Annotated in this window: 19 protein-coding genes and 1 pseudogene; 13 read left to right on the top strand and 7 right to left on the bottom strand. The window is 52.0% G+C overall.

The genetic code is table 11. The annotated features are described in order from the left end of the window. Window positions 1-323: 323 nt before the first annotated feature. The gene (locus DBV39_RS02265; protein ID WP_108620173.1) at window positions 324-1,940 is read right to left on the bottom strand and encodes an APC family permease; all 1,617 of its coding nucleotides are present in this window, start codon (window positions 1,938-1,940) and stop codon (window positions 324-326) included. Window positions 1,941-2,858: 918 nt separating this feature from the next. Beyond that, entirely contained in the window at window positions 2,859-3,965 is a 1,107-nt protein-coding gene (locus tag DBV39_RS02260; protein ID WP_159078748.1) for a Bug family tripartite tricarboxylate transporter substrate binding protein, read from the bottom strand. 262 nt (window positions 3,966-4,227) lie between these two features. On the opposite strand from DBV39_RS02260, the gene DBV39_RS02255 reads away from it, so the two are divergent. The 5 genes from DBV39_RS02255 (at window position 4,228) to DBV39_RS02235 (ending at window position 10,574) form a co-directional block, all read left to right on the top strand. Continuing rightward, window positions 4,228-5,388, top strand: coding sequence for an acyl-CoA dehydrogenase family protein (locus tag DBV39_RS02255; protein WP_227870771.1), 1,161 nt, complete (start codon window positions 4,228-4,230; stop codon window positions 5,386-5,388). Then, on the top strand, window positions 5,385-6,533 hold the full coding sequence (locus DBV39_RS02250; protein ID WP_108620171.1) for an acyl-CoA dehydrogenase family protein: 1,149 nt from the start codon (window positions 5,385-5,387) through the stop codon (window positions 6,531-6,533). Before DBV39_RS02255 ends, DBV39_RS02250 begins: the two co-directional genes overlap by 4 nt. After that, window positions 6,530-8,653 carry an acetate--CoA ligase family protein gene (locus DBV39_RS02245; protein ID WP_108620170.1) on the top strand — a complete coding sequence of 708 codons (2,124 nt, stop codon included), beginning with the start codon at window positions 6,530-6,532 and terminating at the stop codon, window positions 8,651-8,653. The genes DBV39_RS02250 and DBV39_RS02245 overlap by 4 nt, the downstream gene beginning before the upstream one ends. A gap of 159 nt (window positions 8,654-8,812) precedes the next feature. After that, window positions 8,813-9,604 (top strand): enoyl-CoA hydratase/isomerase family protein, encoded by a 792-nt coding sequence (locus DBV39_RS02240; RefSeq protein WP_108620169.1) that lies wholly within the window; start codon window positions 8,813-8,815, stop codon window positions 9,602-9,604. Window positions 9,605-9,776: 172 nt separating this feature from the next. Beyond that, window positions 9,777-10,574: an IclR family transcriptional regulator gene (locus tag DBV39_RS02235; RefSeq protein WP_159078747.1), complete on the top strand. Its 798-nt coding sequence runs from the start codon at window positions 9,777-9,779 to the stop codon at window positions 10,572-10,574. 427 nt (window positions 10,575-11,001) lie between these two features. Here DBV39_RS02235 and DBV39_RS02230 read toward each other — a convergent pair whose 3' ends face one another. Next, entirely contained in the window at window positions 11,002-11,952 is a 951-nt protein-coding gene (locus DBV39_RS02230; RefSeq protein ID WP_108620167.1) for an IS1595 family transposase, read from the bottom strand. Window positions 11,953-12,308: 356 nt separating this feature from the next. Here DBV39_RS02230 and tnpA point away from each other — a divergent pair, with 356 nt between their 5' ends. The 4 genes and pseudogenes from tnpA to tnpC all read left to right on the top strand — a co-directional run. After that, a complete protein-coding gene (gene tnpA, locus DBV39_RS02225; protein WP_108620166.1) occupies window positions 12,309-12,647 on the top strand; it encodes an IS66 family insertion sequence element accessory protein TnpA in 339 nt (112 codons plus the stop codon). Beyond that, on the top strand, window positions 12,647-13,003 hold the full coding sequence (gene tnpB / locus DBV39_RS02220; RefSeq protein ID WP_108620165.1) for an IS66 family insertion sequence element accessory protein TnpB: 357 nt from the start codon (window positions 12,647-12,649) through the stop codon (window positions 13,001-13,003). The genes tnpA and tnpB overlap by 1 nt, the downstream gene beginning before the upstream one ends. A 31-nt stretch (window positions 13,004-13,034) precedes the next feature. Further along, window positions 13,035-13,379 (top strand): hypothetical protein, encoded by a 345-nt coding sequence (locus DBV39_RS19380; protein WP_159078746.1) that lies wholly within the window; start codon window positions 13,035-13,037, stop codon window positions 13,377-13,379. After that, a pseudogene (gene tnpC / locus DBV39_RS02215) lies at window positions 13,363-14,715 on the top strand (IS66 family transposase); the annotation flags it as partial. The gene DBV39_RS19380 and the pseudogene tnpC, both read left to right, overlap by 17 nt. A 350-nt stretch (window positions 14,716-15,065) precedes the next feature. On the opposite strand, the gene ltrA reads toward tnpC, so the two are convergent. Further along, a complete protein-coding gene (gene ltrA, locus DBV39_RS02210; protein WP_108620163.1) occupies window positions 15,066-16,331 on the bottom strand; it encodes a group II intron reverse transcriptase/maturase in 1,266 nt (421 codons plus the stop codon). After that, window positions 16,331-16,666, bottom strand: coding sequence for a hypothetical protein (locus DBV39_RS02205; RefSeq protein WP_108620162.1), 336 nt, complete (start codon window positions 16,664-16,666; stop codon window positions 16,331-16,333). The genes ltrA and DBV39_RS02205 overlap by 1 nt, the downstream gene beginning before the upstream one ends. Before the next feature lie 267 nt (window positions 16,667-16,933). Between DBV39_RS02205 and DBV39_RS02200 the strand changes: the two genes are divergently transcribed. After that, window positions 16,934-18,507, top strand: a protein-coding gene (locus DBV39_RS02200; protein WP_108620161.1) for an IS3 family transposase whose coding sequence is annotated in 2 segments (ribosomal slippage) — window positions 16,934-17,378 and window positions 17,378-18,507 — 1,575 coding nt in all. Because the reading frame shifts where the segments join, the coding sequence is not laid out codon by codon here. A gap of 73 nt (window positions 18,508-18,580) precedes the next feature. On the opposite strand, the gene DBV39_RS02195 is transcribed toward DBV39_RS02200, so the two are convergent. Continuing rightward, window positions 18,581-19,345, bottom strand: coding sequence for a DDE-type integrase/transposase/recombinase (locus DBV39_RS02195; protein WP_159078744.1), 765 nt, complete (start codon window positions 19,343-19,345; stop codon window positions 18,581-18,583). A gap of 20 nt (window positions 19,346-19,365) precedes the next feature. After that, window positions 19,366-19,854 carry a transposase gene (locus tag DBV39_RS02190; RefSeq protein ID WP_108620159.1) on the bottom strand — a complete coding sequence of 163 codons (489 nt, stop codon included), beginning with the start codon at window positions 19,852-19,854 and terminating at the stop codon, window positions 19,366-19,368. A gap of 752 nt (window positions 19,855-20,606) precedes the next feature. On the opposite strand from DBV39_RS02190, the gene DBV39_RS02185 reads away from it, so the two are divergent. From DBV39_RS02185 to DBV39_RS02175, 3 genes are all read left to right on the top strand, one after another. Next, a complete protein-coding gene (locus DBV39_RS02185; protein ID WP_108620158.1) occupies window positions 20,607-21,611 on the top strand; it encodes a Bug family tripartite tricarboxylate transporter substrate binding protein in 1,005 nt (334 codons plus the stop codon). A 122-nt stretch (window positions 21,612-21,733) separates the two neighbouring features. Beyond that, window positions 21,734-23,890: an acetate--CoA ligase family protein gene (locus DBV39_RS02180; RefSeq protein WP_159078743.1), complete on the top strand. Its 2,157-nt coding sequence runs from the start codon at window positions 21,734-21,736 to the stop codon at window positions 23,888-23,890. A 174-nt stretch (window positions 23,891-24,064) separates the two neighbouring features. Next, a complete protein-coding gene (locus tag DBV39_RS02175) occupies window positions 24,065-24,832 on the top strand; it encodes a crotonase/enoyl-CoA hydratase family protein (RefSeq protein ID WP_108620156.1) in 768 nt (255 codons plus the stop codon). Window positions 24,833-24,848 lie beyond the last annotated feature (16 nt).

Raw genomic sequence — 24,848 nt, 5'->3', positions numbered from 1 at the left:
TCACGCACGAAGAAACCACTGTCGCAACGCTGGCACCGCTTGAGTGGTGCGAGCCTGATCGTGCCGCGGGATTGCTATAGCATTTTCCCGGCAAAACACGCCACACAAGACGGGCACAGTCCGTCCCGGCTCGCAAAGGGCTGGGCGGTTGCGCAACCGCTACCAGAACGCGCGGGACTGTGCCAGCTTCTCGAATCGACAAGCGGGTTGCCTTGCGGCAATCCCACGGTGGCTATACCGTCAGAGTCGATCGCGCCAGAAAGAAGGTTTGTGCAAGGTCTCGGCCGGGATGCTGTACATCGCCAGACGCAAGAGCCCGAATTTCAATCAACGATCTCGGTTCTTCCGGATATCATGCCCACCTTTTCATGAAAGGCAGCCCGCATTTGCTGTGCGGGTTGCGCCAGACGAATCGCGAGATAGAAGATGCCTAAGCTGAAAGCTGCGGACAGAGTCATCATAGCCACAAAGCCGACATGACCGTGCCCACCAAGCTCGCCGGGTGCAGTCCATGCCAGTAGCCACATACCAGCAAAGTACGGGGCAAGCCACCAGGCATGGCCTGCCCCGAACGTAGACCAGGGCTGCTTGCGCCAGGCGAAGTGAACCGTATGGATGACAACGATCAGAAGCACCAGACCGAAGATGAATTGCAGTGTAGCCAGTCCTGCCCACAACATCACCCAGTTGGCACAAATGAAGGCAACGGGCACCAGCCCTCGCGCGCCCCACAACTTGAATGGTCGGAGCACATCAGGAAGCGATTGGCGCAGACAAATGAGCAAGATAGGTCCGATGCCGTATGACAGAACAGTAATTGAAGAAACGTACCCCACCATCTTCTGCCAGGAGGGAAACGGCAGAAACAGCACAAGCCCGGAAAAATAGGTTAGCAACAACGCAGCCCAGGGCACGCCCCGGGAATTCACTCTGGCAAAGAAAGCGGGCAAGCTGTGATTCTGAGCGCTCGCCATGACGATTCGCGAGGTCGTGGTGGTGTACACAAGTCCACAAGCACCCGGTGACACGATAGCATCTGCATACAAAATCGTGGCCCACCATGCTGCGCCGATTGCAGCCGCGAGCGCCGCCAGCGGGCCTGCAATGCCCTTGAAATGCAGACTCGCCCATCCACCTTGCGCAATCATGTCAGGGTCAATGGCAGCGATGAAGCCAAACTGCAGAAACAGGTAAATCATGGTCCCGATCAAGACTGTCCCGATAATGGCAATCGGCACATCGCGCTGCGGGTTGCTACTCTCGCCAGCCAGATCCAGTGCCTGCCGAAAGCCGAACAAGCTGAAAAACACACCGCCGGTCGAGATTGCTGTGAAGATACCCTCAGTACCGATACTGCCCGTATGAGAGAAAAAGTTCTCGGGGTGCCAGGAGTAACTGACCAGCACGATAGCAGTGGCGACTGGGACAAAAACCTTCCACACCGTGATCCATGAATTGACAGCCAGCACAGTACGGATCATCAGGAAGTTCAAGCCCACCATGAGTGCGAGCACCAGTGCCGATACGAGAAATCCTTTCGCAGTCAATACACTGTCAGTCGGGTGGGTCAGATCTGGAATGTAGGCACTGGCGTAACTGACGATGGCCATGGCCTCAATTGGCGCAATCGCGATATACGCGAGAATCAGGATCCAGCCCCAGACAAATCCGACCAGAGGGCCATGACTCACATCGCTCATGTGAACCAACGCACCAGAGAGCGGAAACAAAGTGGCAAGTTCGGCAAATACCAGCGCAATCAGTAACACCACCACTCCACCGATGAGCCAGGAAGCCATACTCCATGGCCCCGCCTGCGTGGCAGTTTCCAGCGGACCAAACAACCAGCCGGATCCGATCATGCCGCCAACGCCTGCGAAGAGCAGGCCAAACAGACCGGCTTGTTGTTTGAGGGAAGCGTTCGTGGCCGGTTTGCTCATGGCATCCTGTAGACTCAATCATCAAGGACTTGAAGGATGTCCAGTATGCGCTTCACTGACCGGATTTAACCAGCGTTTTTTCAACCAACCTCACATTGACGGTCAAAATGTACCGTAGCTAGCAAATACGCCCAGAAATGTCGGAGGATATCCCGGATGCTCATTGAGATTTACTGTTGTCTGAGAACTTAAGTCCCTTCTTCTCCCTGACCAACACCAGTCCCTTCTGACACGGCACTAGCCAAAGTCACCTCACTATCATGAATATCCTCAAACTGCTTGTTCGAAATCCGAAGTTGAGATGACCCCGACAATCGACACCAGACTCCCATTTTGAAGCTGTGCTCAGTTTGCCTGGTTACGCCGTCGCTGGCTCTGAATCGATGAAGCGAACCTTTGATGGCCGTAGCGGCATATGGAGTATGCCGTTAGCCTGCATCCCACCTACAGTACCCGGCATGCAGATCCGCACAGGGCGATTCGAGAGATTGAGGTCAGATTGGATAGAGACGGGGTACTAGGTGGTAAAAATAAACGATAGATAACACTCGATTGATCTGACCAGCACTGTTCAGCCCCATCGGCGTGCATGTGTCGATATTCTTTTACTCGGTCACTTACTCTCCTTCGGTCCTTCGCTGCACAACCGCCGCGTTTACCCAACTTCGCCGTAGTCACAAGAACTTTGCGGTTTTATGCCCGCTCGCCCAACCCCTTCTTGCCAGAGCATCCTCTGCGATTTCTATTCGTCGACTCGCAACCTATGCTCGGTGCTTAGCTCTCCCCACCACCCTAAGCTGTGCGGCCACGCGAGGCCCTCAACTCAAAAAGGGCGAACGCCAATATGGTGTTCGCCCTTTGAAACTCGCCAATCTAGACTATCGAATGGCCGCTTTTCTTAACTCAGATCAAGTGCTGTTACAACGGCGGCAGATTCGCATCCGTGGCAATTCGCTTCCAGTTTTCACCTTCTTTCTTTACCGTTTCCATCATGCGATCAGGTCCGCCCGGCACGATATCAAGATAGGTCACTGCCAACTTCTCCTTGAGAGCTGGATTTTGTTGGACTTTGGCCAACGCATCGCTCATCTTCTTTACAACTGCAGGATCTGTTCCCTTTGGTGCGACCAGACCGTTCCAGATATAAAAATCAATGTCAGGAATGCCTGATTGCGCGATGCTGGGAATATTGCGTGCTTTGGTGATTTCTGTCGAACTGGTTGCAGCAATCGCACGGGCTTTGTTACCTTCAATCAGAGGATAGGCAACATTCGGGGCAATCATGGCCAGATCAATCCTTCCCGTCGAGAGGTCACTCACCACCGCAGCAGCGCCTTTGTAAGGTACCTGGGTGACTTCAATATCAGCCAGCGCCTTGATCCACTCTGTCGCCAACTCGTTGACACTGCCAACTTGAGCAACATTGAGCGTTCCTGGGCTGGCTTTAGCTTTCTCGATGAAATCCTGAAATGAAGATATGTCGCTTTCAGGACCGACAACCAGAATATGGGGATATCCTGCCACCATTCCGATCGGCACAAAATCCGTAAGCGGATCAAAGTCAAGGCTCGCGTAACGAGCAGGTACGACAGTCATCGGTCCGTTGGAGACCAGCATGATGGTATAGCCATCTGGCGACGAGTTAAGAAGATCTCTGGCCGCAATCACTCCCCCTGCACCCGGCTTATTCGAAACAACAACTGGCTGACCAAGCTCTTTGCTGAGCTCCTCAGCAACCACTCGCGCTGCGTTATCCGTTGGCCCCCCAGCCGAGAAACCAACCGTCATGGTAATCGGACGAGTTGGGAAGTTCGCATCGGCAAAGGCCGATGACGAAACCACGAGCATCGATACAAGCATGATCGCTGAGGCACAAAAAACCTTTAATTTACTGAAAATAAATAGCACTTTCATTACGCTGTCTCCTTTTATAAACCCACCTAAACCGGGCGGTGTAATTAGCTGGTAATCAGAATAATTCGTACCAAATGGATGGTGTTGTTTCGTCAGTAATCGAACACTCACAGCCATAGCTTCACACACAGTGAAGTGCCCTGGTCACGTGACAGTCACCTGCTCACTTGATCAAGACATAAGTCAAGCATTGCTTTCAAAAACTGACGTCGTCGACTTGACCTGATTAACCTGTAGCCTTCCATCACAATACTATAACTTTACACTTGTGATTAATTAATTTATAGATGTAAATTACAAATCAAACTAAGAGCTGACGCTTACTGCCCATCCCTCAAGCAGAACAGACAAGTTACAGAAACAGGAGACAGTGTTGACCATTGAAGTCATGCGATTCCCATCATTTCGTGAACCCGAGGCTTTGCGAAATTTCAGACGTGAAATCAGAACTTTTCTTGACGATCAGCGTGCACTCGGCTTGTGGGCACCTAAGCCCAGTGGCTGGGCAACATTCGATCCTGGCTTTAGCAAAACTCTGGCAAGTCAAGGCTGGATTGGCATGACTTGGCCCAAAGCATACGGTGGGCATGAGCGCAGCCCGATTGAGCGACACATTCTCACAGAGGAGTTGCTCGCCGCCGGAGCCCCCGTGCGCGCGCACTGGGTGGCCGATCGACAAAGTGGCCCTCTGTTACTGAGGTTCGGCACGGACTCCCAGAAAGAACGATTTTTGCCTCGTATCGCAAAAGGAGAGTTGTACTTCTGCATTGGCATGAGTGAGCCGAACTCGGGTTCAGATCTGGCATCAATCCGCACCCGTGCGACGCAGGTACCTGGGGGCTGGCGGATCAACGGATCCAAGATCTGGACCAGCAATGCGCATCGTGTTCATATGATGATACTGTTTGCCCGCACTGGCGATGCCGGGAAAAGCCGCCACGAGGGGGTCAGCCAGTTTCTGATTGATATGCAATCACCTGGTCTTACTATCCGACCGATTCGTAACATGTCAGGCGAGCACGACTTCAACGAAGTGTTTTTTGATGAAGTCTTTGTCAGCGATGAAGATGTCGTTGGTCAGATCGGCAACGGATGGAAGCAAGTGACTAGCGAACTCGTTTACGAGCGAAGTGGACCCGATCGTTGGATGAGTTCAATCGGCCTGCTCAACGATCTGCTGGAGCAAGCCAGCCCAAACCACAACAGCGTGGCACAAGAGGAGATCGGACGACTGGTCGCTCATCTGTGGACGCTGCACCACATGTCACTCTCAGTGGCAGACCTTGTCAGACAAGGGTCCATGCCAACCACCCAGGCTGCCCTGATCAAGGATCTAGGAACCACATTTGAGCAAGAGATCCCCGAGATTGCACGAAGGCTGATACCGCAGTCATTGCGAGACGATCCAGCCAGTGTTGGTGCATTCGAACAGGCTCTCGCATTTGTAACGCTCAACGCGCCGGTTTACAGCATTCGCGGTGGAACTCGCGAAATTTTGAGAGGCATGATCGCAAAAAGCCTGGGGATGAGATGACTTATCACGATAAAGAACATCAGGACGAAATCGAGTTTCGACACATGCTGCACGCAGCGGGGGCGCGAATACTTTCGGACTACTGTGATACACACGTACTTGAAAAATGTACCGCTGGTCATTGGCCTCAGGCACTGTGGGATGCCTTGCAAAAATCGGGGCTGACCGATGCGGTCAAGCCTGATTCCACCGGCAATGAGCTACTAGACTGGGAAACTCTCTCAGTCCTGATCTCACTGGCTGGTGAGTTTGCTGCACCCATCCCGTGGGTCGAAACCCTGCTCGCCCAGCGCCACTTCACATTTGCGGGCTTGGCATTTCCAGATGGACCGCTAAGCATTTCCAACAACATCCCAGGCGTTGCACTCCCCACGCTAACCTCGACTAAAAGCGGCTGGCGTGTCAACGGGCGGATCTCTCGTATCGGCTGGGGCCACCGTGCCGCTGCAATTGCGGTACCTGTCCAGTATCAGCAAGGCACAGCACTTGTCCGGCTTGAGCCGGCCATTCTGTCAGCAGATAGCATATCCCCGTCGTTCAATGTCGCAGACGAGCCCAAAGACGCGATAACACTGTCCTCTGTCAATGTGTCATCAGACTGTGTCAGCCTGAGCTACAAACCCGTTAACAATCTGCTAGCAGAAGGATCCCTTGCACGAAGTCTGCAGATGGTCGCAGCAATGCGCAAGGTTCTCGACTTGACACTGCAATACAGCAAGGACCGAGTTCAGTTTGGCAGACCAATCGCGAAATTTCAGGCTATCCAGCATCTGGTCGCCGTTCAGGCAAGCCACACCGCCGCAGCGAGCGCCGCGGCACTGGCAGCGACATTCGCTGCGAAGCAAGGCCCCGCCATGTTCGAAATTGCAGCAGCTAAAGTGCGAACTGGAGAAGCAGCAGGCCTGGCCGCCAGAACCGCACATCAGGTGCACGGAGCCATGGGCATCACTAAGGAATATTCGCTCCATTTCTGGACACGGCGGCTCTTTGCTTGGCGAGATGAATTTGGCAATGAAGCCCAGTGGGCAGACGCACTCGGCAAGATTGCACTGCATGCCGGTGGGGTTGGTCTGTGGCCACTCATCTGCGACCCGTCACCGACCGCGTCCAGACTCACGGCCTTGATGGAGGGCTTGTCCACATGAAGCAGTTCTTTTACCCCGAAAGTATTGCCGTGATTGGTGCAAGTGAAGGCACGGAAAAAATTGGTGGCAAGACACTTGATGCCATTATCTCCCACGGATATGAGGGGCGGATCTATCCCATTCACCCTAGACATACCCATATTGGTGGCCTTAAAGCCTACCCGGATGTAGTGTCTATTGAAGACAAAATTGACTTGGCTATCATCGCCATTCCTGCCCAGCTTGTATGTGAGGCTGTCCGTCAGTGCGGCCAAAAAGCAATCCCGTATGTGCTGGTGGTGAGCTCTGGGTTCAACGAGGCTGGGGCCGAAGGACAGGCACTGCAGGCAGAGCTCTTGCGGGTCTCAAAAGAAGTCGGTGTTCGGGTGAGTGGGCCCAACTCAGAAGGCCTGTTCACGACGAGAACCAAGCTGGCTGCGACTTTTAGCCCCGCTATCAATATCGAAATCGGCGATCTAGCCGCCAAGCGTCAAATCGGCATTGTGTCGCAAAGTGGAGGTCTGGGGTTTGGGTTTTACAACCGAGGACGACGCGACAATCTTAACTTTAATCATATCGTCAGCGTAGGTAACCAGGTCGATCTCGAGCTCAGCGACTACGCGGATTACATTATCGAACAACCTGAAACCGCAGTTGTAATGATGTACGTTGAATCATTTGCGAATGCCAAGCGGTTTGTCGAGTTAGCACGTCGAGCTGCAGTTCTGCGTAAACCGATTGTGATCGTCAAGGTTGGCCGTTCCGTGGCCGGTGGGAAAGCTGCTGCATCGCACACCGGAGCCCTGGCCAGCCCGGCCAAGGTCGTGGATGCCGTGCTAGACGCGTGCGGAGTCTTGCGCGCTGACGATCAAGGTGAGTTGCTCGATATCGCAGCTGGTTTGACCAACTACGCACTCCCAAAGGATGACCGAGTTGCAGTCGTGTCGCCCTCTGGTGGTACCGCTGTCTGGCTAACGGATGCCCTGCAGGCACAGGGATTCGAGCTACCCACACTAGACGAGAACAGCCAGTCAGTATTACAGACCTTCATTCCCTCTTTTGGATCTACGGCCAATCCGGTAGACATCACAGCGCAGACGACAGTGCATGGCTATAGCGAAACGTTGGAAGTTCTGGCAAAGGCTGACAACATCGATGCAATCATACTGGCCGCGTCTTTCGCCCACGAGAAACGTCTTATCAGCGAAGGCCAGCGAATTGCCGAGCTGAGTCGCAGCATCGGAAAACCCGTACTGCTCTATAGCTACACACTCATTTCAGAAGGGTCACGAGCCAGACTTAGAGATCTTGGACTGCACTGTTTCACCACGATCCGAGGATGCGTGCTTGCTCTGGCTGCCATGCGCGATTATCGCAACTTTCTGGATAAGGAAAAACAACCCGAGCGAGTCGACTGGTTACCCGGTCCAGTACAAACCAAAGTAAAAGCAGTACTGAAAAGTTATCCCGGCAAGGTCATTGCCGAATTCCAGGCCAAACAGTTAATGGAACTTTACGGCATCCCGATCGCGCAAGAGGCTATTGCTACAGACCCTGAACACGCAAGACAGATCGCCGCCAGAATCGGCTATCCGGTTGCACTCAAAGTCCATAGCGCGGACATCACCCATAAAACGGAAGCGCAAGTCGTACAGCTTGGCTTACCGGATGATCGCTCGATTGAGCCAGCCTTCAGGCAAATCCTTTCCAGGGCGAAGCCCTACGCCCCGGATGCCGTTATCGATGGCGTTCTGGTACAGGCAATGGCCAAACCGGGGGTCGAGATGATGGCTGGCATCGTGATGGATAAACAGTTTGGCCCGATGATCATGATTGGATCTGGTGGAATATTCGCTGAAGTGCTTGAGGATACGGCACTTGCACCTGCACCACTTTCTCTGTCGGAGAGCCATTCATTGATCCGACGCCTCAAGGGCAACAAGCTACTCGATGGCGTCCGAGGACAGCCAGCCGCAGACAGGAACAGTCTTGCACAGTTTCTCGTCAGACTATCAATCATGGCTGTGAACTTGCAGAACGATCTGGTCGAATTTGATGTCAACCCTGTGTTTGTTCATCCAGACGGTCAGGGCATCACGATCGTTGATGCCCTCGGAATCCGCAGCACTGATGAAGGATGAAGCGCAGGTCTGAGTGTCTTTGCCACATCTGAACCCTTGACCAAATACCATCAAAACCTGATTACTACATAGTCCTGATCTACCAGTAACCGAACTCAAATCCAGAGCCAATAACAACAAACAGGCATCTACTAATTATTAACAAGGAGCGGAACTCATATGCAACAAGAGCTGGTTTACGAAGTGAAAGACAACATTGCAACGATTCGACTGAATCGTCCAGAAAAACTTAACGCGTTTACGGGGGAAATGCTGCACGCCTGGCACGATGCGTTGTTGGAGTCCGAGCAACGTGATGATGTGAATGTTGTTGTTCTCACCGGCACGGGCAAAGGTTTTTGCTCAGGCGGTGACGTTGGAAGCTTTGCAGAGCGCCATGGCGTGGAGACCGCATACAGCCGCAAACAAAGTCTGGCCCACAGGGTCCACAGAATCCCACTCCTGATGGAGCGCATGGATAAGCCAGTGCTTGTCGCTGTTAACGGGGTTGCAGCCGGTGCAGGCATGGACATGGCACTTATGGGTGATATCCGTATTGCAGCGCGTAGTGCGCGCTTTGCTGAAACATATGTCCGCATGGGAATATTTGCGGGGGACGGTGGTGCGTGGTACCTTCCGCGTATTGTGGGGGTTCCCATGGCACTGGAACTACTCTTCACAGGAAGATTTGTCGATTCTGACGAAGCCAAGCAACTCGGACTGGTGAATCGAGTCGTTGATGATGACCAACTGATGGAGGCCACCTACGAGATGGCTGCCAATATTGCTTCACAGCCACCGCTGGCAATAAAAATGATGAAACGAGCTGTGTACCAAAGCATGCATATTGATCTCAGAACACACTTGGATCTTGCTTCATCTCACATGGGTACAATCTTTACGACAGAAGACCACAAGGAAGCAGTAGCGGCGTTTCGCGAGAAAAGAAAACCTGTTTTCAAAGGCTGCTAACGCGCAAGGCAAAGTCAGAGGCACTGGGCTTGTTCAGCCAGGACAATCGATGGAGTGTCCGGATCTGCGCGGGTGCAACGAAGATCCGGACCGGCGCTATAGCTAACAATTCACATCGAACAGTCAGATACTTCAGATGCCCACAAACCGATCAATCGCAGTTGAACCAAACATGGTTCCAGAAGATGACAGCGAACTCTCTGTGACCCGGTCTTCGACCGTGAAGTCTGCGCAGCGCGTACTCGAAATTCTCGAACTCTTTGACCGCGTCCAGCGTCCCATGTCACTGACTGAACTGGCTCGCAGGCTGTCCTACCCTGTTCCCAGTGCGCTGGCACTACTCAAATGTCTGCAGTCGATGGAATATGTTTTTTACGATCCAGTCGGCAAGCTATACACCCCGACCATGCGCGTCTGTATGCTCGGGGACTGGTTGCACGGTCAGATCTTTCAGGACGGCGCGGTGATCGCTTTGATGTCAGACTTACAGCAGAAAACGGGGGAAACCGTGATGCTGGCCATGCAGAATGACATATTTTCTCAATACGTCCATACAATGCAGTCCCGTCGCGCGCTTCGCTACTTTCTCAGGCCTGGTTCTTTAAGACCCATTCATCGCAGCGCAACCGGGAAAATGTTACTCGCCCAGATGACTGAGTTATCTGTCCTCAAAATGCTCAAGCGCATTAATTCACGAGTCCCAACACACGAACGCATCGAAGATCCAGATGCATTTATGAAAGAGATCGACCAGATCCGTACGGCCGGGTATGCGTACAACGATCAGTTCACGGATGGTGCGGCTGCGATCGCTGTCGTATTGCCAGTCCCAGAAGGGATGGCAAGCGCTGTGTTGGGACTTGGCGGCCCCTCTCAGCGCATTCAGATCAGAATATCAGACCTCGTCAAGTTGATGCACAATCTCATCGAAACACACATCGAGCCCAACATACTAAACGACCTGAAGTAAGCCGTGTTTGCAACAAGGAAACACTCCAAATGCTCCGTACCTGACACGTTCTCCAGCTCTTTTACCGCGCTCGCTGCCCGAACGACCAAGCCTTGTATATTCCCTGCGTCTGAGTCTTGGACCGTGACAAACGAATCGCCGTCAGCAAATTGACTTCACTAGACGCAAACGCAGGCAGTAACACCGAACCGTGCCGCCTCGGTCGTTACGATCAGACAAACCTGAGAATGTCCCGATAAACGAAACGTGAGGTTGACCAGTCAGTACTCATGCTGCGTTCGCTTCGAACTGGCGACCAGATAGGTACGAATATCCCCAGACACATCCAGATCCCTTGACGAGAACCCAAAGAGTATCCATATGTGAGATGCGTTCTGCCAGACACGACGCCCGAATATCTCAGACGAAATTGCAAATGCTGACCTGATTAGCAACGAGTCTCAGCCGCACGGATCTTCCGCTGGGGCAGCGGTCCACAGTCCGCCACTGCAACGACAAGACGCTGGTGCAGTGTTTTCAGATCGAAACGACGGTTGAAACGATAGGCAAATGCAGCAAGGTACTGGGCGGCATACTTGCGAAAGGCAAATGCATGATGACTTCCGCTCAGACTGGTCTTGAGATTACTCAACACGGTATTGATCCAGCGAAACTCCGGCATATCTTTGGGCTTTCGCCCGCCCACAACGGTGCGCTGATGATGGCATTGTGCCGCCATCACGCCTGTGAAACAGGCCAGTCCGTCAGAATGGACCGTACTTCCAGGAGCGAGGTTGCCTTTGGCCCAATCAGCCACTGCCTCGATACTGAAGGTCGCAACAGGCGTGAGCTTGACACGAATCGGATGACCGTCATCGGTCAGACTGACGGCGGCGATGAATGGAACCTTGTTCTCTGAGCCACGGCCCGATTTGCCGCTGCGCTCACCACCAAGATAGGCGTCATTCAGTTGCACTTGCCCTTCTAGGGTATAGCGTCTCTCCCTCTGGGCCATGGCATGCATCAGTTTGTGATGCATGAGCCAGGCGCTCGGGTAGCTCACGCCCAGATGGCGTTTGAGCGCCAGTGCTGAAAGACCTGTCTTGGCCTGACTGATCAGGTAAATGGCCAGAAACCAGGTGGTCAATGGCAGCTTGGTGCCCTGCATGACGGTGCCCGCAATGAGTGATGTCTGATGCCGGCAGGCTTGGCATTGAAACAAGGCATGCGTACGACCGCCAATCTTGCTGTGATTGGACTCATGGCACCGTGGGCAGACAAATCCGCTGGGCCAGCGAGCCTTCTCAAGCGCTGCCTCACACTGAGATTCTGTGCCAGACTGCTGTATGAATTCCGGCATGGAGAGTCCCTGTTGAAATTGAATTCGATTCATCGCCATTGTGTCACCTCGCCAAGAATACTGATCATTTAGTCAGTATATGCGAGATTGGTGTGTGACGCCAGTGTGGCTGAGGTTCGTTTCTAATCAAGAATGCTGATGACACTTAGTCGGGGCTGATGAAACGGCGTGTAAAACGGTATCACCATTGTCATTTTGGAACGCTCCTCAAATCTGTGTGTTAGCGCTTTAGCCCGAACGTTTCATAAACCGGGCCTGAGTGCTGCGACTTCCCTGGTTCTTCCTGATTTCTGCACCCTTTGACGTTTCCGTTGTATGCGCTCCATTATGACGGGGCTGTTCGTTATTTTCCGAGCATGCGATTCTCTCGTTGTCTTGCAACTGGAGATTCCAACATGTCAGAGACTGAACAATTCTGGCGAAAGCACCTGGATGCCATCGACGCTTCAGGATTGACCACCAAAGTCTATGCCGAGCAGAACCAGCTCAAAGCGATCGAGCTTTACAAGTGGCGCAATCATTTCCGGCGACAGGCTGAGCGTTCGCGCAAGCAGCAGTCAGGCTTCATGCGCGTGAATCTGAAGTCTGTCCAGTCGCGACCAGCACCGCTAGCTACCTCACGACCCGGCATTGCCTGCACGATCATCCTGGACGATATGCGCATTGAGCTGGCGAAGTTGCCACCCGCCAACTGGCTCCGTAGTCTGTGTCTGACCGCTCAGGGAGATCAGTGATGCACCCTGGATACGCGATTGAGCGGGTCTATCTGAGTTGCCACCCCGTGGACTTTCGCAAGTCCATTGCGGGCTTGAGTGCCCTGGTCGAACAAGAGCTCGGATTGAATCCGTTTGATACCGCATTGTTTGTATTCATGAACCGTCACCGCAACCGGATCAAAATTTTGTATTGGGATCGCAACGGATTTTGTCTTTGGTATAAACGTCTCGAGATTGACCGTTTCGCCTGGCCCAGGGGTGAGGCAGGGTCAACGGTCAATCTCTCGCCACGGGCCCTTCAGTGGCTTCTGGAAGGGTTTGATGTCTGGGCGCACGGTCCACATAAAACGCTTAATTATCAATCTGTTACATAGATTTTTGGGGCAGACTATGCTACAATGACGCATGTCTGCACCATCAAGCAAACCTCTCATCGAGATGCCTGAGATCGATCCCGAACAGTTCGGGATCAGCGCCTCGGCGCTCGAGCAATTAACGCAGACCTTGCACGAACAGCTCAGTGCGCAGTACGCCGCCCACTATGAGGCGCATTACTCGGCACACTACGCTGCGCACTACGATGCTCATTATGATGCCCACTACTCGGCACACTACGAGCGTGAGTTTCAGCAGCGCATGCAAAAGCTCTACGAAGACCTCATCCTGGCCCGACGCCGAATGTTTGGCCGCAGCAGCGAAGCGCATCCGGCCCAGGGTCGTCTGTTCGCCCGAGACCACCGAGGCCGATGACCAGGCGGTGATTGCACCGGCCAGCTCCGAGTCTTCCAAAACGCCCAGAACACCCAAAGCGCGCGGTAAACGTGGGCCAATGCCCAGTGATCTGCCTCGCGTGGATATCGTGCACGACGTGCCCGAGAGCGAGCGGCTCTGTGCTTGCGGCACACCGATGGTGGAGATCGGCGAGGAAGTCTCCGAGCAACTTGACATCGTGCCCATGCAGATCCGGGTGCTGCGCCATATCCGCAAGCGCTACGGCTGCCCGGACAAGAGCCAGAATCCGGTGATTGCCCCTGTGCCCAAGCAGGTGCTGCCACGCAGCAACGCCAGCCCCGATTTGCTGGCGATGTTGCTCACGGTCAAGTATGTCGATGGTCTGCCGCTGGCTCGTTTCAGTCACGTGCTCGAACGCTCGGGTGCGCGTGTCACCCGCCAGACGCTGGCCCGATGGGTGATCGGCACCTCGCAGGCGCTGCAACCCCTGCACAACCTGTTGCGAGATTCGCTGCTCGACAGCCCAGTGCTTGTGATGGACGAGACGATTGTGCAGGTGCTCAAGGAGCCTGACCGAGATCCGACAGCCCAAAGCTACATGTGGGTGCAGGTAGCAGGCCCGCCTGGCAAGAAGATGGTGCTCTATGACTACGATCCAAGTCGCTCCGGCACGGTCCCTGTGCGACTGCTCGAGGGGTGGACGGGATACCTCATGACCGATGGATACAGCGGCTACTCGGCCGTGGCCCGAACACCTGGTGTGGAACATCTCTCGTGCTGGGCGCATGCGCGTCGCCCGTTTGTCGAAGCCCGGGCCGTGCACAAAGGCAAATCCGGCAAGGCCGATCAGGCGCTGGCCATGATCGCTCGTCTCTACAAAATAGAGAAAGACGTGCGTCAGGCCAGCGATGCAGACCGATACCTGGCTCGCCAGCGGCGCAGCCTGCCCATTCTGAACGAGATTCGACAGTGGGTCGATCAAAATCTGCCACTGGTGCCGCCGAGCACCAAACTGGGTGCAGCGCTGGCTTATCTGGACAAGTTCTGGGGCCGGTTGGTGCGATACACCGAACGCGGCGATCTGCCCAGTGACGGCAACCCAGTCGAGAATGCCATTCGCCCGTTCGTGGTGGGCCGCAAGGGCTGGTTGTTCAGTGACACACCGGCTGGCGCACATGCCAGTGCAGTCATCTACTCCCTGGTCGAGACGGCCAAGGGCTTCGGGTTCGAACCCTACCTGTGGTTGCGCCACGTCCTGCGTCGTCTGCCATTGGCGCAGACTGTCGAGGACTATGAGGCCTTGATGCCGTGGAATCTTCATCCACAGGATTTAATCACTCAGCGCGAAATCTGAACATCCTGTTATTGCTGGATCGCGTACTTTCCGTTGCGCGTGCCATGCAGATTGGAGAGTGGATTTTGCCAACTTCTTACCTGCTTTCGCCGATTTCGGCCTGAACGGGTCAGCAACAAGCGTGCATCAACCTCCGATGTCTCGGTTTTGAATTTTTAAAGGGTTGTCTGATCGCGTGTCTGCGCTCAGGCCGGTGCGGGTGGCCGCTGTGTCTGGTAGAGCAGTTCGGTCACCCGCTCCAGAATCCCTTTCACCGGACACCCTGTGGGCAAGGACAGACGGTATTTGTCGAGTCAGCCCGGGGCACTTCCCCCCGAGCTGCTCACAGAACCGTACGTGACACTCTCGCGTCATACGGCTCTTGTCATTGAACCTTTGCGACCTGTATACAGAAGACGCCAATGCGCAAAGAGTCTGGGCATCCGCTGACGAAAGCTCAGGAGAATGTCCCAGGATTTCTTGCGGTTTCGGCGCACACTTTTGTATTTCCGTCGTATCCAGCTTGCAAGTCGCTCCTCAAGTCGTTTGAACAACAGACCCAGCTCGGCATGATTGAAACCTCCGTAATAGTCGATCCATCCACGCAACACCGGATTGATCTCACTCGCCAATCCTTCCAGCGTGTGCAGAACCTTCCGGTGCAGTTTCCAGCTCCGAATCTGAGCGCCCATGGCTTTGAGGGCTTTCCTGCTAACCGCCGGATTGAAACCCACAAACAGGGACCCATCGTAGGCCCGGGTCGGACGATTTCTGAAGGTATATCCCAGAAAGTCGAACGAGCGGTTTGGATAAGGATCCGGTGGGTTGCCTTTGCGACAGTCCACAATACGCGTCTTCTCGGGATGAAGCGTCAGCCCACACTGAGCAAAGCGTTCCTCCAGACTTGCCTTCAACTGTTGGGCCTGTTCCATACTGTCACAGTGACACACCACATCGTCCGCATAGCGGGCAAAGGGTGTATCCGGCCAGTTCCGGTCCATCCAGCAGTCAAAGACATAGTGCAGAAACAAGTTTGAAAGTATTGGACTGACCACACCGCCCTGGGGGGTGCCGAGAGTGCGCGTACGCCGTGTCCCATCGCTCAGGATCAGGTCGGCTTTCAGCCACCGCTCGATGTACAGCAGTACCCAGCGTTCTTGCGTGTGACGACGAACTGCTTTCATCAGCAGTTCATGATCGATCGTGTCAAAGAAACCCTTGATGTCGAGATCGACAACCCAGCCATAACGCCAGCAGCGTTTTCGCGTGATTGCCACGGCATCCAGTGCACTTTTACCCGGTCTGTACCCGTAGGAGTCAGCATGAAAGTGCCGTTCCAGCTCCGGTTCCAGATACCGTTTCACGACCATCTGCGCCACACGGTCCGAGACGGTCGGAATGCCCAGCGGCCTGACACCACCCCCTGCCTTGGGTATTTCAACCAGCAACACAGGTGGCGGCATGTAACTGCCAGAACACATCCGGTTCCAGAGTTTGTAGAGGTTATTGCCAAGATTGGCTTCAAACGCCTCCAGACTCTGGCCGTCGTGACCCGGTCCGCCCTTGCGTGAGCGAACCTGCTTGAAAGCTTCCCAGACCCACTGTTTGGGGATTTCGAAAGGTTTTGTCTTGCTCATCAGATCCTCCCGCCAGGCGGTTGTCGTAACAAACAAGACCCAATGACGTGACCCCTTGGCTCGACCGCCATTACAGCGGCTTCAACGCTACTACGGGTCACTCCTTCCCTGCGCTCTGCATCGGTACGCTGGATCTTGCGGGGAGCGCCCGCTTGATCGTCTCCCTTGCCATCAGAGCAACAGGTTCCCACGTTCCATACCCACGCCTGAAACAGCGTCACGCCGTCTATACACCGGATGCCGTCTGGCCAATCATCAGGCACTCGCCAGACCTTGTCCCGGGTCTCTGACATGACCACGGTTTTGACATCATTTATAACTTTTCGATGCTTCATCAACGGTTCACTTGCGTTCGTCTCAATGTTTCATACCTGACAGGTCACGCCTGCCGTTTCCTCAACGCTCACGACCACGACTCTTGACCGCAGCCGCTTGAGGCGGTTTGACACCTCCACCTGAATGGCGATGTCGAGGGACCTTCCCTCATCATGGGTACAGCATGCAGCCTGTATAAATCCTGCCACTGGCTGCTTCGTGGCACACGTCAGAATGGTTGTCGCCTCGATAAGTTTTGAACCCGAGGGTGGTTTTGGAAGATCAAATTGGCCAGATACGGACAAGCATTTAAAGACAAAGCAGTGGCACGGTTGTTGCCTCCCGAGAGCGCTTCGCTGGAAACGGTTTCTCGTGAGTTGAGTATTTCTGTTCAAACCCTTGAGCGCTGGCGTGCGCAAGCTTTGACCATGCCCGCTCGCGAGCGGGCATGGTCAGCGGCGGCTCGATTCGAGGCGGTGCTCGTCACCGCAGCCATGGACGAGGCAGGCAAGAATGCGTGGTGCCGGGAGAAAGGCATCTACCCCCAGGAGCTTGACCAATGGCGACAGACAGCGACCCAGTCGCTGGCCGATCCGCAGGATCAGGCGAGCGCTAACGACCAGCGATCCAAGGTCGATCGCAAGCGGATCCGGGAGCTCGAGCGCGATCTTAATCGCAAGGACAAAGCACTGGCAGAAACTGCCGCCTTGCTGGTGCTTTCAAAAAAGCTCTCGGCGATCTTTCCAAAGGACAGGGGCGAGGACGAATGATTGCCCTGAAAGATCGCCAGACACTTGTCCAGCACATTGATTCAGCCCATCAGCAAGGGGCCAGGCTTGACCGTGCCTGCTCACTGGCGGGCCTGACCATCCGGACGCTGCAGCGATGGAAACGTGATCAAGAGAAACTCACGGTAGGTGATCGTCGTCCGCTTGTTGCCCGACCGACCCCGGCCCATGCGCTGACACCACAGGAGCGTCAACGGATTCTGGACGTGGCCAATGAAAGCCGGTTTGCTGACTGTCCGCCTGCGCGCATCGTGCCGATGCTGGCTGACGAAGGTGTTTATATCGGCTCTGAGGCCACGATCTCTCGTGTACTCAGACAACACGGGCAGACCACCCACAGAGGCCGTACACGCCCGCCACAGCCTTCCAGGAGACCCACTACGCACGTGGCAACGCGACCGGGTCAGGTCTACTGCTGGGACATGACTTATCTGCCTACACACGTGCAGGGACACTGGTTCTACATGTATCTGATTCTTGATCTTTACAGCCGAAAGATCATCGGCTGGGAGATCCATGAGAAGGATGACTCGAGTCACGCTGTTGCCTTGCTCAAACGCACGGCGCTCGCCGAAGGCGTGCATGCCATGGCCGACAAGCCCGTCATGCATGGTGACAATGGCAGCACACTGAAAGCCACATCGGTGCTGGCCATGCTGCACTGGCTTGGTATCGAGCCGTCGTACTCGCGCCCAAGGGTGTCCGATGACAACGCATTCGTCGAATCGTTGATCAAGACTGCAAAGTACCGGCCCGAGTTTCCTGCACGGGGATTCGACACACTGGAAACCGCTCGACAGTGGGGGGCTACCTTCGTGCATTGGTACAACCATGAGCACCGCCACAGTGGCATCCAGCACGTCACGCCGGATCAACGGCATCGTGGTGAAGACATCAAGATTCTGGATGCCCGCCATGCGCTGTACCAACAACAGAAACGGAAGAATCCGGCCCGTTGGTCAGGACAAACCAGGAACTGGTCGCCGGTCGGTGCAGTCACCCTGAACCCGGAACGAGAGGAGGCGGTGAAAGCCGAGATTCAGATCAAAGATAAAAAGCGATTTGTTGCATGATTCAGGCGACAACCCCCTTGACATGCTCCGGTTGTACCAGGTCACAAATCGATGCACCCACTGGCGCGCCTGCTCAATGTCGGCAAAGGCTGTCGACGGGTAGCTGGGTGCGTACTTCAAGGTACGGAAGAGCGCCTCCGAGAATGTCATCGGATACCGATGGCCTGCTGAACGATGGGACGACACCAAGCCTTTGCAAGGTGGCCAGCATCGTCGCGCCCTTCATAGGACTGCCATTGTCGGAGTGCAGAATCAGCTGATCAGGTTTGATCTGGTGCTTCAGACAGGCCTTCTCCATCAGGCGCGCAGCATGCTCGGATCGCTCATCCTCGTGGATCTCCCATCCGACAATGTTGCGACTGTAGACGTCGATCATCATGTACAGACGCAGGAACTGGCCCCGTATCTGTGTCGGTAAAAAGGTAATGTCCCAGCTCCAGGCGGTATTGGGTGCCCGGGCAACAACGGGTGCCGGTTTGGGTACCTTACGAACCGGTTGTGCCTTGCCCCGATGGTTGTTCTGACCATGCTCTTTGAGGACCCGGTAAAAGCTCGACTCACTTGCAATATAGATGTCACGGTCAGCCAGTTTCGGCACGATCTGCGAGGGTGGCAAGCTCTTGTAGGCAGGCTGATTGGCCACCTCCAGAATCCGTCGCTTCTCCCAATCTGTCAGAGCGTGGGAAGGTATACGTTTAACCCGCCCACGCTTGTCCTGAAGATCGTCAGTGTCCTGGTGCCAGCGTCGCAAGGTTCGGCAAGACAAACCCAGCACATTACAGGCCTGTGCGTAACGGGCACCGGCTTGAACCGCTTCATCAATCAACTGGATGGCCATCTGTTTCATCTCCACCGGAATCAGTCTTCCTCTTTGATGCCCCAGATGGCCGATGCTTTTTTTGACAGGGCCAGCAAGGCGGCTGTTTCAGCCAGCGCCTTGTCCTTTCGGTTCAGTTCACGTTCAAGTTGCTTGACCTTCTTGCGTTCGGCTGCCAAGTCAGCTTTGCTCGTAGGCTGGCCATCCAGATCAGCCGACTCCAACGCAGCTTTCCACGCATCGAGCTGTTCCGGATACAAACCGTTGGCACGGCAGTACTCACTGCGCTCGGCTTCATTCATGGATGCGGTCTGAATGATCGCAGCCAGCTTTGAACGGGTATCCCACTGATCAGGTCTGGATGGTTTGGCAGGCACAACATGTCCCTTGGCACGATACTGATTCTTCCAAGCATACAAGGTTGGTGCAGAGATGCCCATCTCCTTGCTGATCTGACTCACACTCTGACTGTTCGGTGGCATCATCTTGCGCACAACCTGGGCCTTGAATTCATCACTGTAGGATGGCATGACTTTCACTCCATCCGCCCCTCTTTTGATTTAAGAAAAAGAAATTAAATGACCGGACATGTATTGTGACGCAGGGGGCATTTCACCAAGTACTAACCTTGTGCACCTCGAAAAACCTCATTCCCAGGAATCCTGCTCTTTATAGATCAGTTGCTTACGCAACGCATCCGAGCATAGTGGTAGGTTATTCGAGGCGCCCTACTGCCACCCCGGCACAGCAGTCGGGGGATTTCCCACGTTTGTTTAAGAAGAACAACAAAGAAACGCGGGCATACAAGCCTGAAAGTTTCAAATAAATGGAAAATCAAAAATTGAAAAGGCAGCCACGACATTCCTGAAAAACAAAAGGTCACGAATAAGAAATATCTCATATCGTGGACCAACAGAATTGCTGAAAGCAAAACTGTATGATACCTTTACCGCACTAAGATAATTTTTTGCTATAAGCCACTTTCCAAGATACGACTGGAAAACTACGGCGCTTCTGACGTCCATAGAAAATTCAGCATAATTCACAAGAGCAACAAATCCAAATAAAATCCAGCATTCTCTGGAATGGAAAGAATTTATTACCGATCAGATTATAAATATCTGATCGCATCAATCTCAAAAATAAAATATTTTCTAAAAAATATATAAATTTTAATTTAATAAAAAAGGAGGATCCATCCAAATCCAGAAAATCTACACAGAAGCCGCATGAATTAGTTTTTTTATATTAAAAAAATAATAAGAGATAAAGAGAGGATGACATGAATTACAAGAGAAAATTATTAAGTTATTGTGGCCTTACTTTTTGTACTATAGCCTCACTCGGAGTATTGGGGATAGCAGTTGCAAATACACAGGATAACTTTCCGCAGCGCCCCATAACAATAATTGTTGGCTACGCTGCCGGGGGTCCCACTGATCTTGCAGCCAGAACCATTGCAGAACAAATGAGCAAGGAATTAGGCCAGCCAATCGTGGTGAGCAACAGGCCGGGGGCAAGCAGTCTGGTAGCAGCAAAGGAGCTTATGTCATCAAACCCAGATGGCTATACAGTATTGGTGACGGCAAATGCATTTTTTACACATGGCCCAGCGCGATATGAGTCTGTGGAATATGATTATGATAAAGATTTCACGCCAATAGGTGGAGTATCAGGGTTTCCTCACATATTGACTGTTTCTCCAGATAGTCCGATAAAAAGCACCGCCGATCTTATCGCATATTCAAAAGAAAACCCCAACAAAGTAAATGCCGCACGAGTGGGGTTCGCGAATGAGATTGCAATTGAATGGCTAAATCTTACTGGAAACGTGGATATAACCCAGATCCCTTATAAAGGAGCCGCAACGGTCGTTAGTGATTTAAGCTCAGGACGCGTTGATATGGCCCTAGTAGCGCCTTCAGTTGCATATCCACTCGTAGACGGCGATAAAGCAAGAACCATTGCAACGACCAGGAGCACATCAATAACCGAGGCCCGAAACATCCCCAGTATCTCGGAAACTCCAGGCATGGAAGATTTTGATATGTATATATGGTACGGTCTGCTGGCGCCAGCTGGCCTACCGACCTCTGTGGGAAAGAAACTGAACACAGCGCTCAACGACTCCCTGAAGAACCCGGCCGTTGTTCAGCATCTTATGAATGTATATCAAGAACCTATGATTATGAGTCCGGAAGAAATGACCGCGGCAATTCATAAGGAACGCAAGATTGCTGATGATCTGGTCAAGGAAGCGAATCTGCCTCTACTAAAGCATCAGTGACTGAATTAAAATAATTAACATTTGGCTGGCCTACAGAAAATGCTAGCCGAAATACGGGTTCCATCATATTTAATTTAACCATTTAGTATGTAAGTTGTTTAATTTGTGAAATGATGGAACCCATGCCAATCAATTTCATTGAAATAGAAAGCATGAAAAAATTCTTTTATCCTGAAAGCATAGTGCTAGTTGGCGCAAGCGAAAACAAGAACAAAATAGGCGGAAAAATACTGAATGCAATTGTATCCTGCGGATATAACGGCACAATCTATCCAGTAAATAACAAAAGGGAATATGTTAATGATATAAAATGCTATCCCGACGTGACTTCGGTATCAAAAAAAATTGATCTTGCAATTATATCAGTACCAGCCCCTCTTGTTCTAGAGTCAATTTCCCAATGCGCTGAATGCAATATTCCCTATGCAATCATCATAAGCTCTGGATTTTCAGAGGCAGGCAATTCAGGCAAAAATCTGCAACTGGAACTAAAGAATATTCTCAGAAATCATTCCATGAGAATAAGTGGACCGAATGCTGAAGGCTTTTATGCTGCAAACAACAACCTAGTCGCCACTTTTAGCCCTGGTATACGCATAAAAAACAAAAATCAGGAAATAAAGCACGTAAAAATCAATAAAAGCATAGGTTTAATATCACAGAGCGGCGGGCTTGGATTCTCTTTTTACGAACGCGGGAAACTCGTCAATCTGGATTTTAACTATATTGTAAGCACCGGAAATCAGGTTGATCTTGAAATTAGTGATTATGCAGACTATATGCTCGGTCAGGACGACACAGCAGCACTTCTTATGTATGTCGAGTCTTTTATTAACCCCAAGAGATTTGTTGAAATTGCAAAGAATGCGCTGAAATCTAGAAAACCAATTGTGATGATCAAAACCGGGCGAACGGATGTAGGGACTCGTGCCATCGCCTCTCATACAGGTGCAATTGCAAGCTCTTCTCGAATAGTTGACGCAGTTCTTGAAGATTGTGGCGTCATACAAGGATATGATCAGAGCGAACTCCTTGATATTACTGCTGCTTTAACTCAGAACCCAACACCAAACGGAACCCGGGTTGCGGTCATATCTGCATCAGGAGGTGCGGCAGTTTGGATGTCGGATGCGTTGCGTGAAGAGAAATATGACCTCCCAATACTGACAAAAGAACATCAGAACGCACTTAGCAAGTTTATCCCATCATTTGGATCTGTCATCAATCCAATAGACACTACGGCGCACATGTTTGGCAAAGGAATAGCCGATATTCTTGAGATGGTCATACAGTTTGATTATATTGACGCCATCGTTCTCGCTGTGTCATTGGCTAACACACAGCGTTTAGTTAACGAGGGTGAAAGGATAGCATCGCTGATTCGCTCAGTTGAGAAGACAATTCTGATTTACAGTTACACTGTTCCATCAGATGAGTCTGTTCAACTTCTAAGATCCTTCGGACTGTACTGTTTCACTAGTATTCGGGGATGTGTGATCTCTCTAAATGCATTGAGGGATTATGGGAAGGCATATTTTTTTGAAAAGAACAACACAAAAATTTCTTCTATTAATAGCAACACAAAATCAGATTCAGTTTCATTAATTGAATCTTCAATAAAAAAAATTATTCCAGAATTTCATTCCAAGAAGATTTTAAGAAAATACGGAATTAGTTCTGTTGATGAGGGAATTGCAAGAAATATCCAGGATGCCAGAGCCATTGCATCCCAGATTGGCTATCCAGTCGTCCTAAAGGCACACAGCTCAGATTTGGCGCACAAGTCTGATGCTCATGCCGTTATTTTAAATATAAATAACGACGCTGAACTTGAGGCTTCGTATAAAAAAATAATTAACAATGTTAAGGATTTTGATCCCTCATTGGTTATTGAAGAAATGCTTATTCAATCAATGGCAGGTCAGGGAATCGAGATGATCATGGGCATTCAAGTCGATAAAGACTTTGGCCCGATAGTCATGATAGGCGCAGGAGGTATTTTCGCAGAAGTTTTAGAAGATGTTGTTCTTGCTCCAGCCCCATTATCCTTAGAAAAAGGATGGGAATTGATTTCACGATTGAAAATTTCAAAAATTCTCTCGGGAGTTCGAGGAAATCCCCCGGCAGATGTTGAGGCATTAGTTGATGCTATTGTGAGGTTCTCTATCCTGGCAAATGACCTTCATGAGGTAATTTCTGAGTTCGATGTGAATCCAGTCATTGTCCATCCAAAAGGACAAGGGATAAGTATTGTCGATGCATTATGTGTCAAGAGATAGAACTTTACAACTTCATATTTCCATAGAAATCTCCACAATCAAAGTGTTTTTTATATTCATGATGAGTAAAAAATAAAAAAGGCATTGTATTTTAGGTTGCACCTAAAATATCACTCTAATATGGGGTGACGTGGAAGTTTTATTTTCAAATGCAAGTGAATTCATTGGCTAATAATGTACAAGCACATAATAACATCCGCAGATGAAGGCATTTTTATCATCAAGATCAATCGCCCCGAAGTTCGCAACGCCGTCAATCACGATTGTGCCCATGAAATGGCCCGCGCCTTCGAGCAACTGGATAACGATACATCACTGAGGGCTGCTATTTTGACAGGTACGGATGAGGTATTCAGTACCGGCATGGACCTTAAAGCTTTTGCGAGCACGCGCTCTCGCCCTCATGTCGAGGGAAGAGGCTTTGGTGGTCTGGCGGAGAAGCCTCCTGCCAAGCCTCTCATTGCAGCTGTTGAGGGTTATGCTCTGGCGGGAGGCTTCGAAATGGTGCTGGCGTGTGACTTGATCGTCGCATCAAGCGTTGCCAGGTTCGGTTTGCCGGAAGTCAAGCGTGGACTCGTTGCAGGTTCCGGAGGAATGCTTCGTCTGCCTAGAAGGCTACCTTATCACATAGCGATGGAATTAATTCTGACTGGAGACCAGATTACTGCAGAGCGTGCTGCAGAGTTTGGCTTGATTAACAGATTATGTGAGCCAGGTACTGCACTTCGCACGTCGATTGAACTCGCCAGACGTATTGTCGAGAACGCACCACTTGCTCTTCACATCGCCAAAAAAATTGTAAATGAAGGACTGGACTGGCCGCAAAGTGAGATGTTTGAGCGCCAACGGCCGTTGAAAACATTTGTTTCATCTTCGAAAGACGCTCTGGAAGGTGCACGTGCTTTTGCTGAGAAACGTAAACCCGTCTGGCGAGGAGAATGATATCTCAACATATCAA

This window comes from Orrella marina, assembly GCF_003058465.1.
Classification (GTDB): Bacteria; Pseudomonadota; Gammaproteobacteria; order Burkholderiales; family Burkholderiaceae_B; genus Algicoccus; species Algicoccus marinus.
The sequence above is the reverse complement of the archived record's forward strand: the minus strand, read 5'-3'. Positions and strand labels throughout refer to the sequence as shown.

Excerpts from the sequence above, each read along its gene's own strand:
- DBV39_RS02265 (WP_108620173.1), bottom strand. The coding sequence starts at position 1,940 with ATGAGCAAACCGGCCACGAACGCTTCCCTCAAACAACAAGCCGGTCTG.
- DBV39_RS02250 (WP_108620171.1), top strand. The coding sequence starts at position 5,385 with ATGACTTATCACGATAAAGAACATCAGGACGAAATCGAGTTTCGACAC.
- DBV39_RS02245 (WP_108620170.1), top strand. The coding sequence starts at position 6,530 with ATGAAGCAGTTCTTTTACCCCGAAAGTATTGCCGTGATTGGTGCAAGT.
- DBV39_RS02240 (WP_108620169.1), top strand. The coding sequence starts at position 8,813 with ATGCAACAAGAGCTGGTTTACGAAGTGAAAGACAACATTGCAACGATT.
- DBV39_RS02235 (WP_159078747.1), top strand. The coding sequence starts at position 9,777 with ATGGTTCCAGAAGATGACAGCGAACTCTCTGTGACCCGGTCTTCGACC.
- DBV39_RS02230 (WP_108620167.1), bottom strand. The coding sequence starts at position 11,952 with ATGGCGATGAATCGAATTCAATTTCAACAGGGACTCTCCATGCCGGAA.
- tnpA (WP_108620166.1), top strand. The coding sequence starts at position 12,309 with ATGTCAGAGACTGAACAATTCTGGCGAAAGCACCTGGATGCCATCGAC.
- tnpB (WP_108620165.1), top strand. The coding sequence starts at position 12,647 with ATGCACCCTGGATACGCGATTGAGCGGGTCTATCTGAGTTGCCACCCC.
- DBV39_RS19380 (WP_159078746.1), top strand. The coding sequence starts at position 13,035 with ATGTCTGCACCATCAAGCAAACCTCTCATCGAGATGCCTGAGATCGAT.
- ltrA (WP_108620163.1), bottom strand. The coding sequence starts at position 16,331 with ATGAGCAAGACAAAACCTTTCGAAATCCCCAAACAGTGGGTCTGGGAA.
- DBV39_RS02205 (WP_108620162.1), bottom strand. The coding sequence starts at position 16,666 with ATGAAGCATCGAAAAGTTATAAATGATGTCAAAACCGTGGTCATGTCA.
- DBV39_RS02195 (WP_159078744.1), bottom strand. The coding sequence starts at position 19,345 with ATGGCCATCCAGTTGATTGATGAAGCGGTTCAAGCCGGTGCCCGTTAC.
- DBV39_RS02190 (WP_108620159.1), bottom strand. The coding sequence starts at position 19,854 with ATGCCATCCTACAGTGATGAATTCAAGGCCCAGGTTGTGCGCAAGATG.
- DBV39_RS02185 (WP_108620158.1), top strand. The coding sequence starts at position 20,607 with ATGAATTACAAGAGAAAATTATTAAGTTATTGTGGCCTTACTTTTTGT.
- DBV39_RS02180 (WP_159078743.1), top strand. The coding sequence starts at position 21,734 with ATGCCAATCAATTTCATTGAAATAGAAAGCATGAAAAAATTCTTTTAT.
- DBV39_RS02175 (WP_108620156.1), top strand. The coding sequence starts at position 24,065 with ATGTACAAGCACATAATAACATCCGCAGATGAAGGCATTTTTATCATC.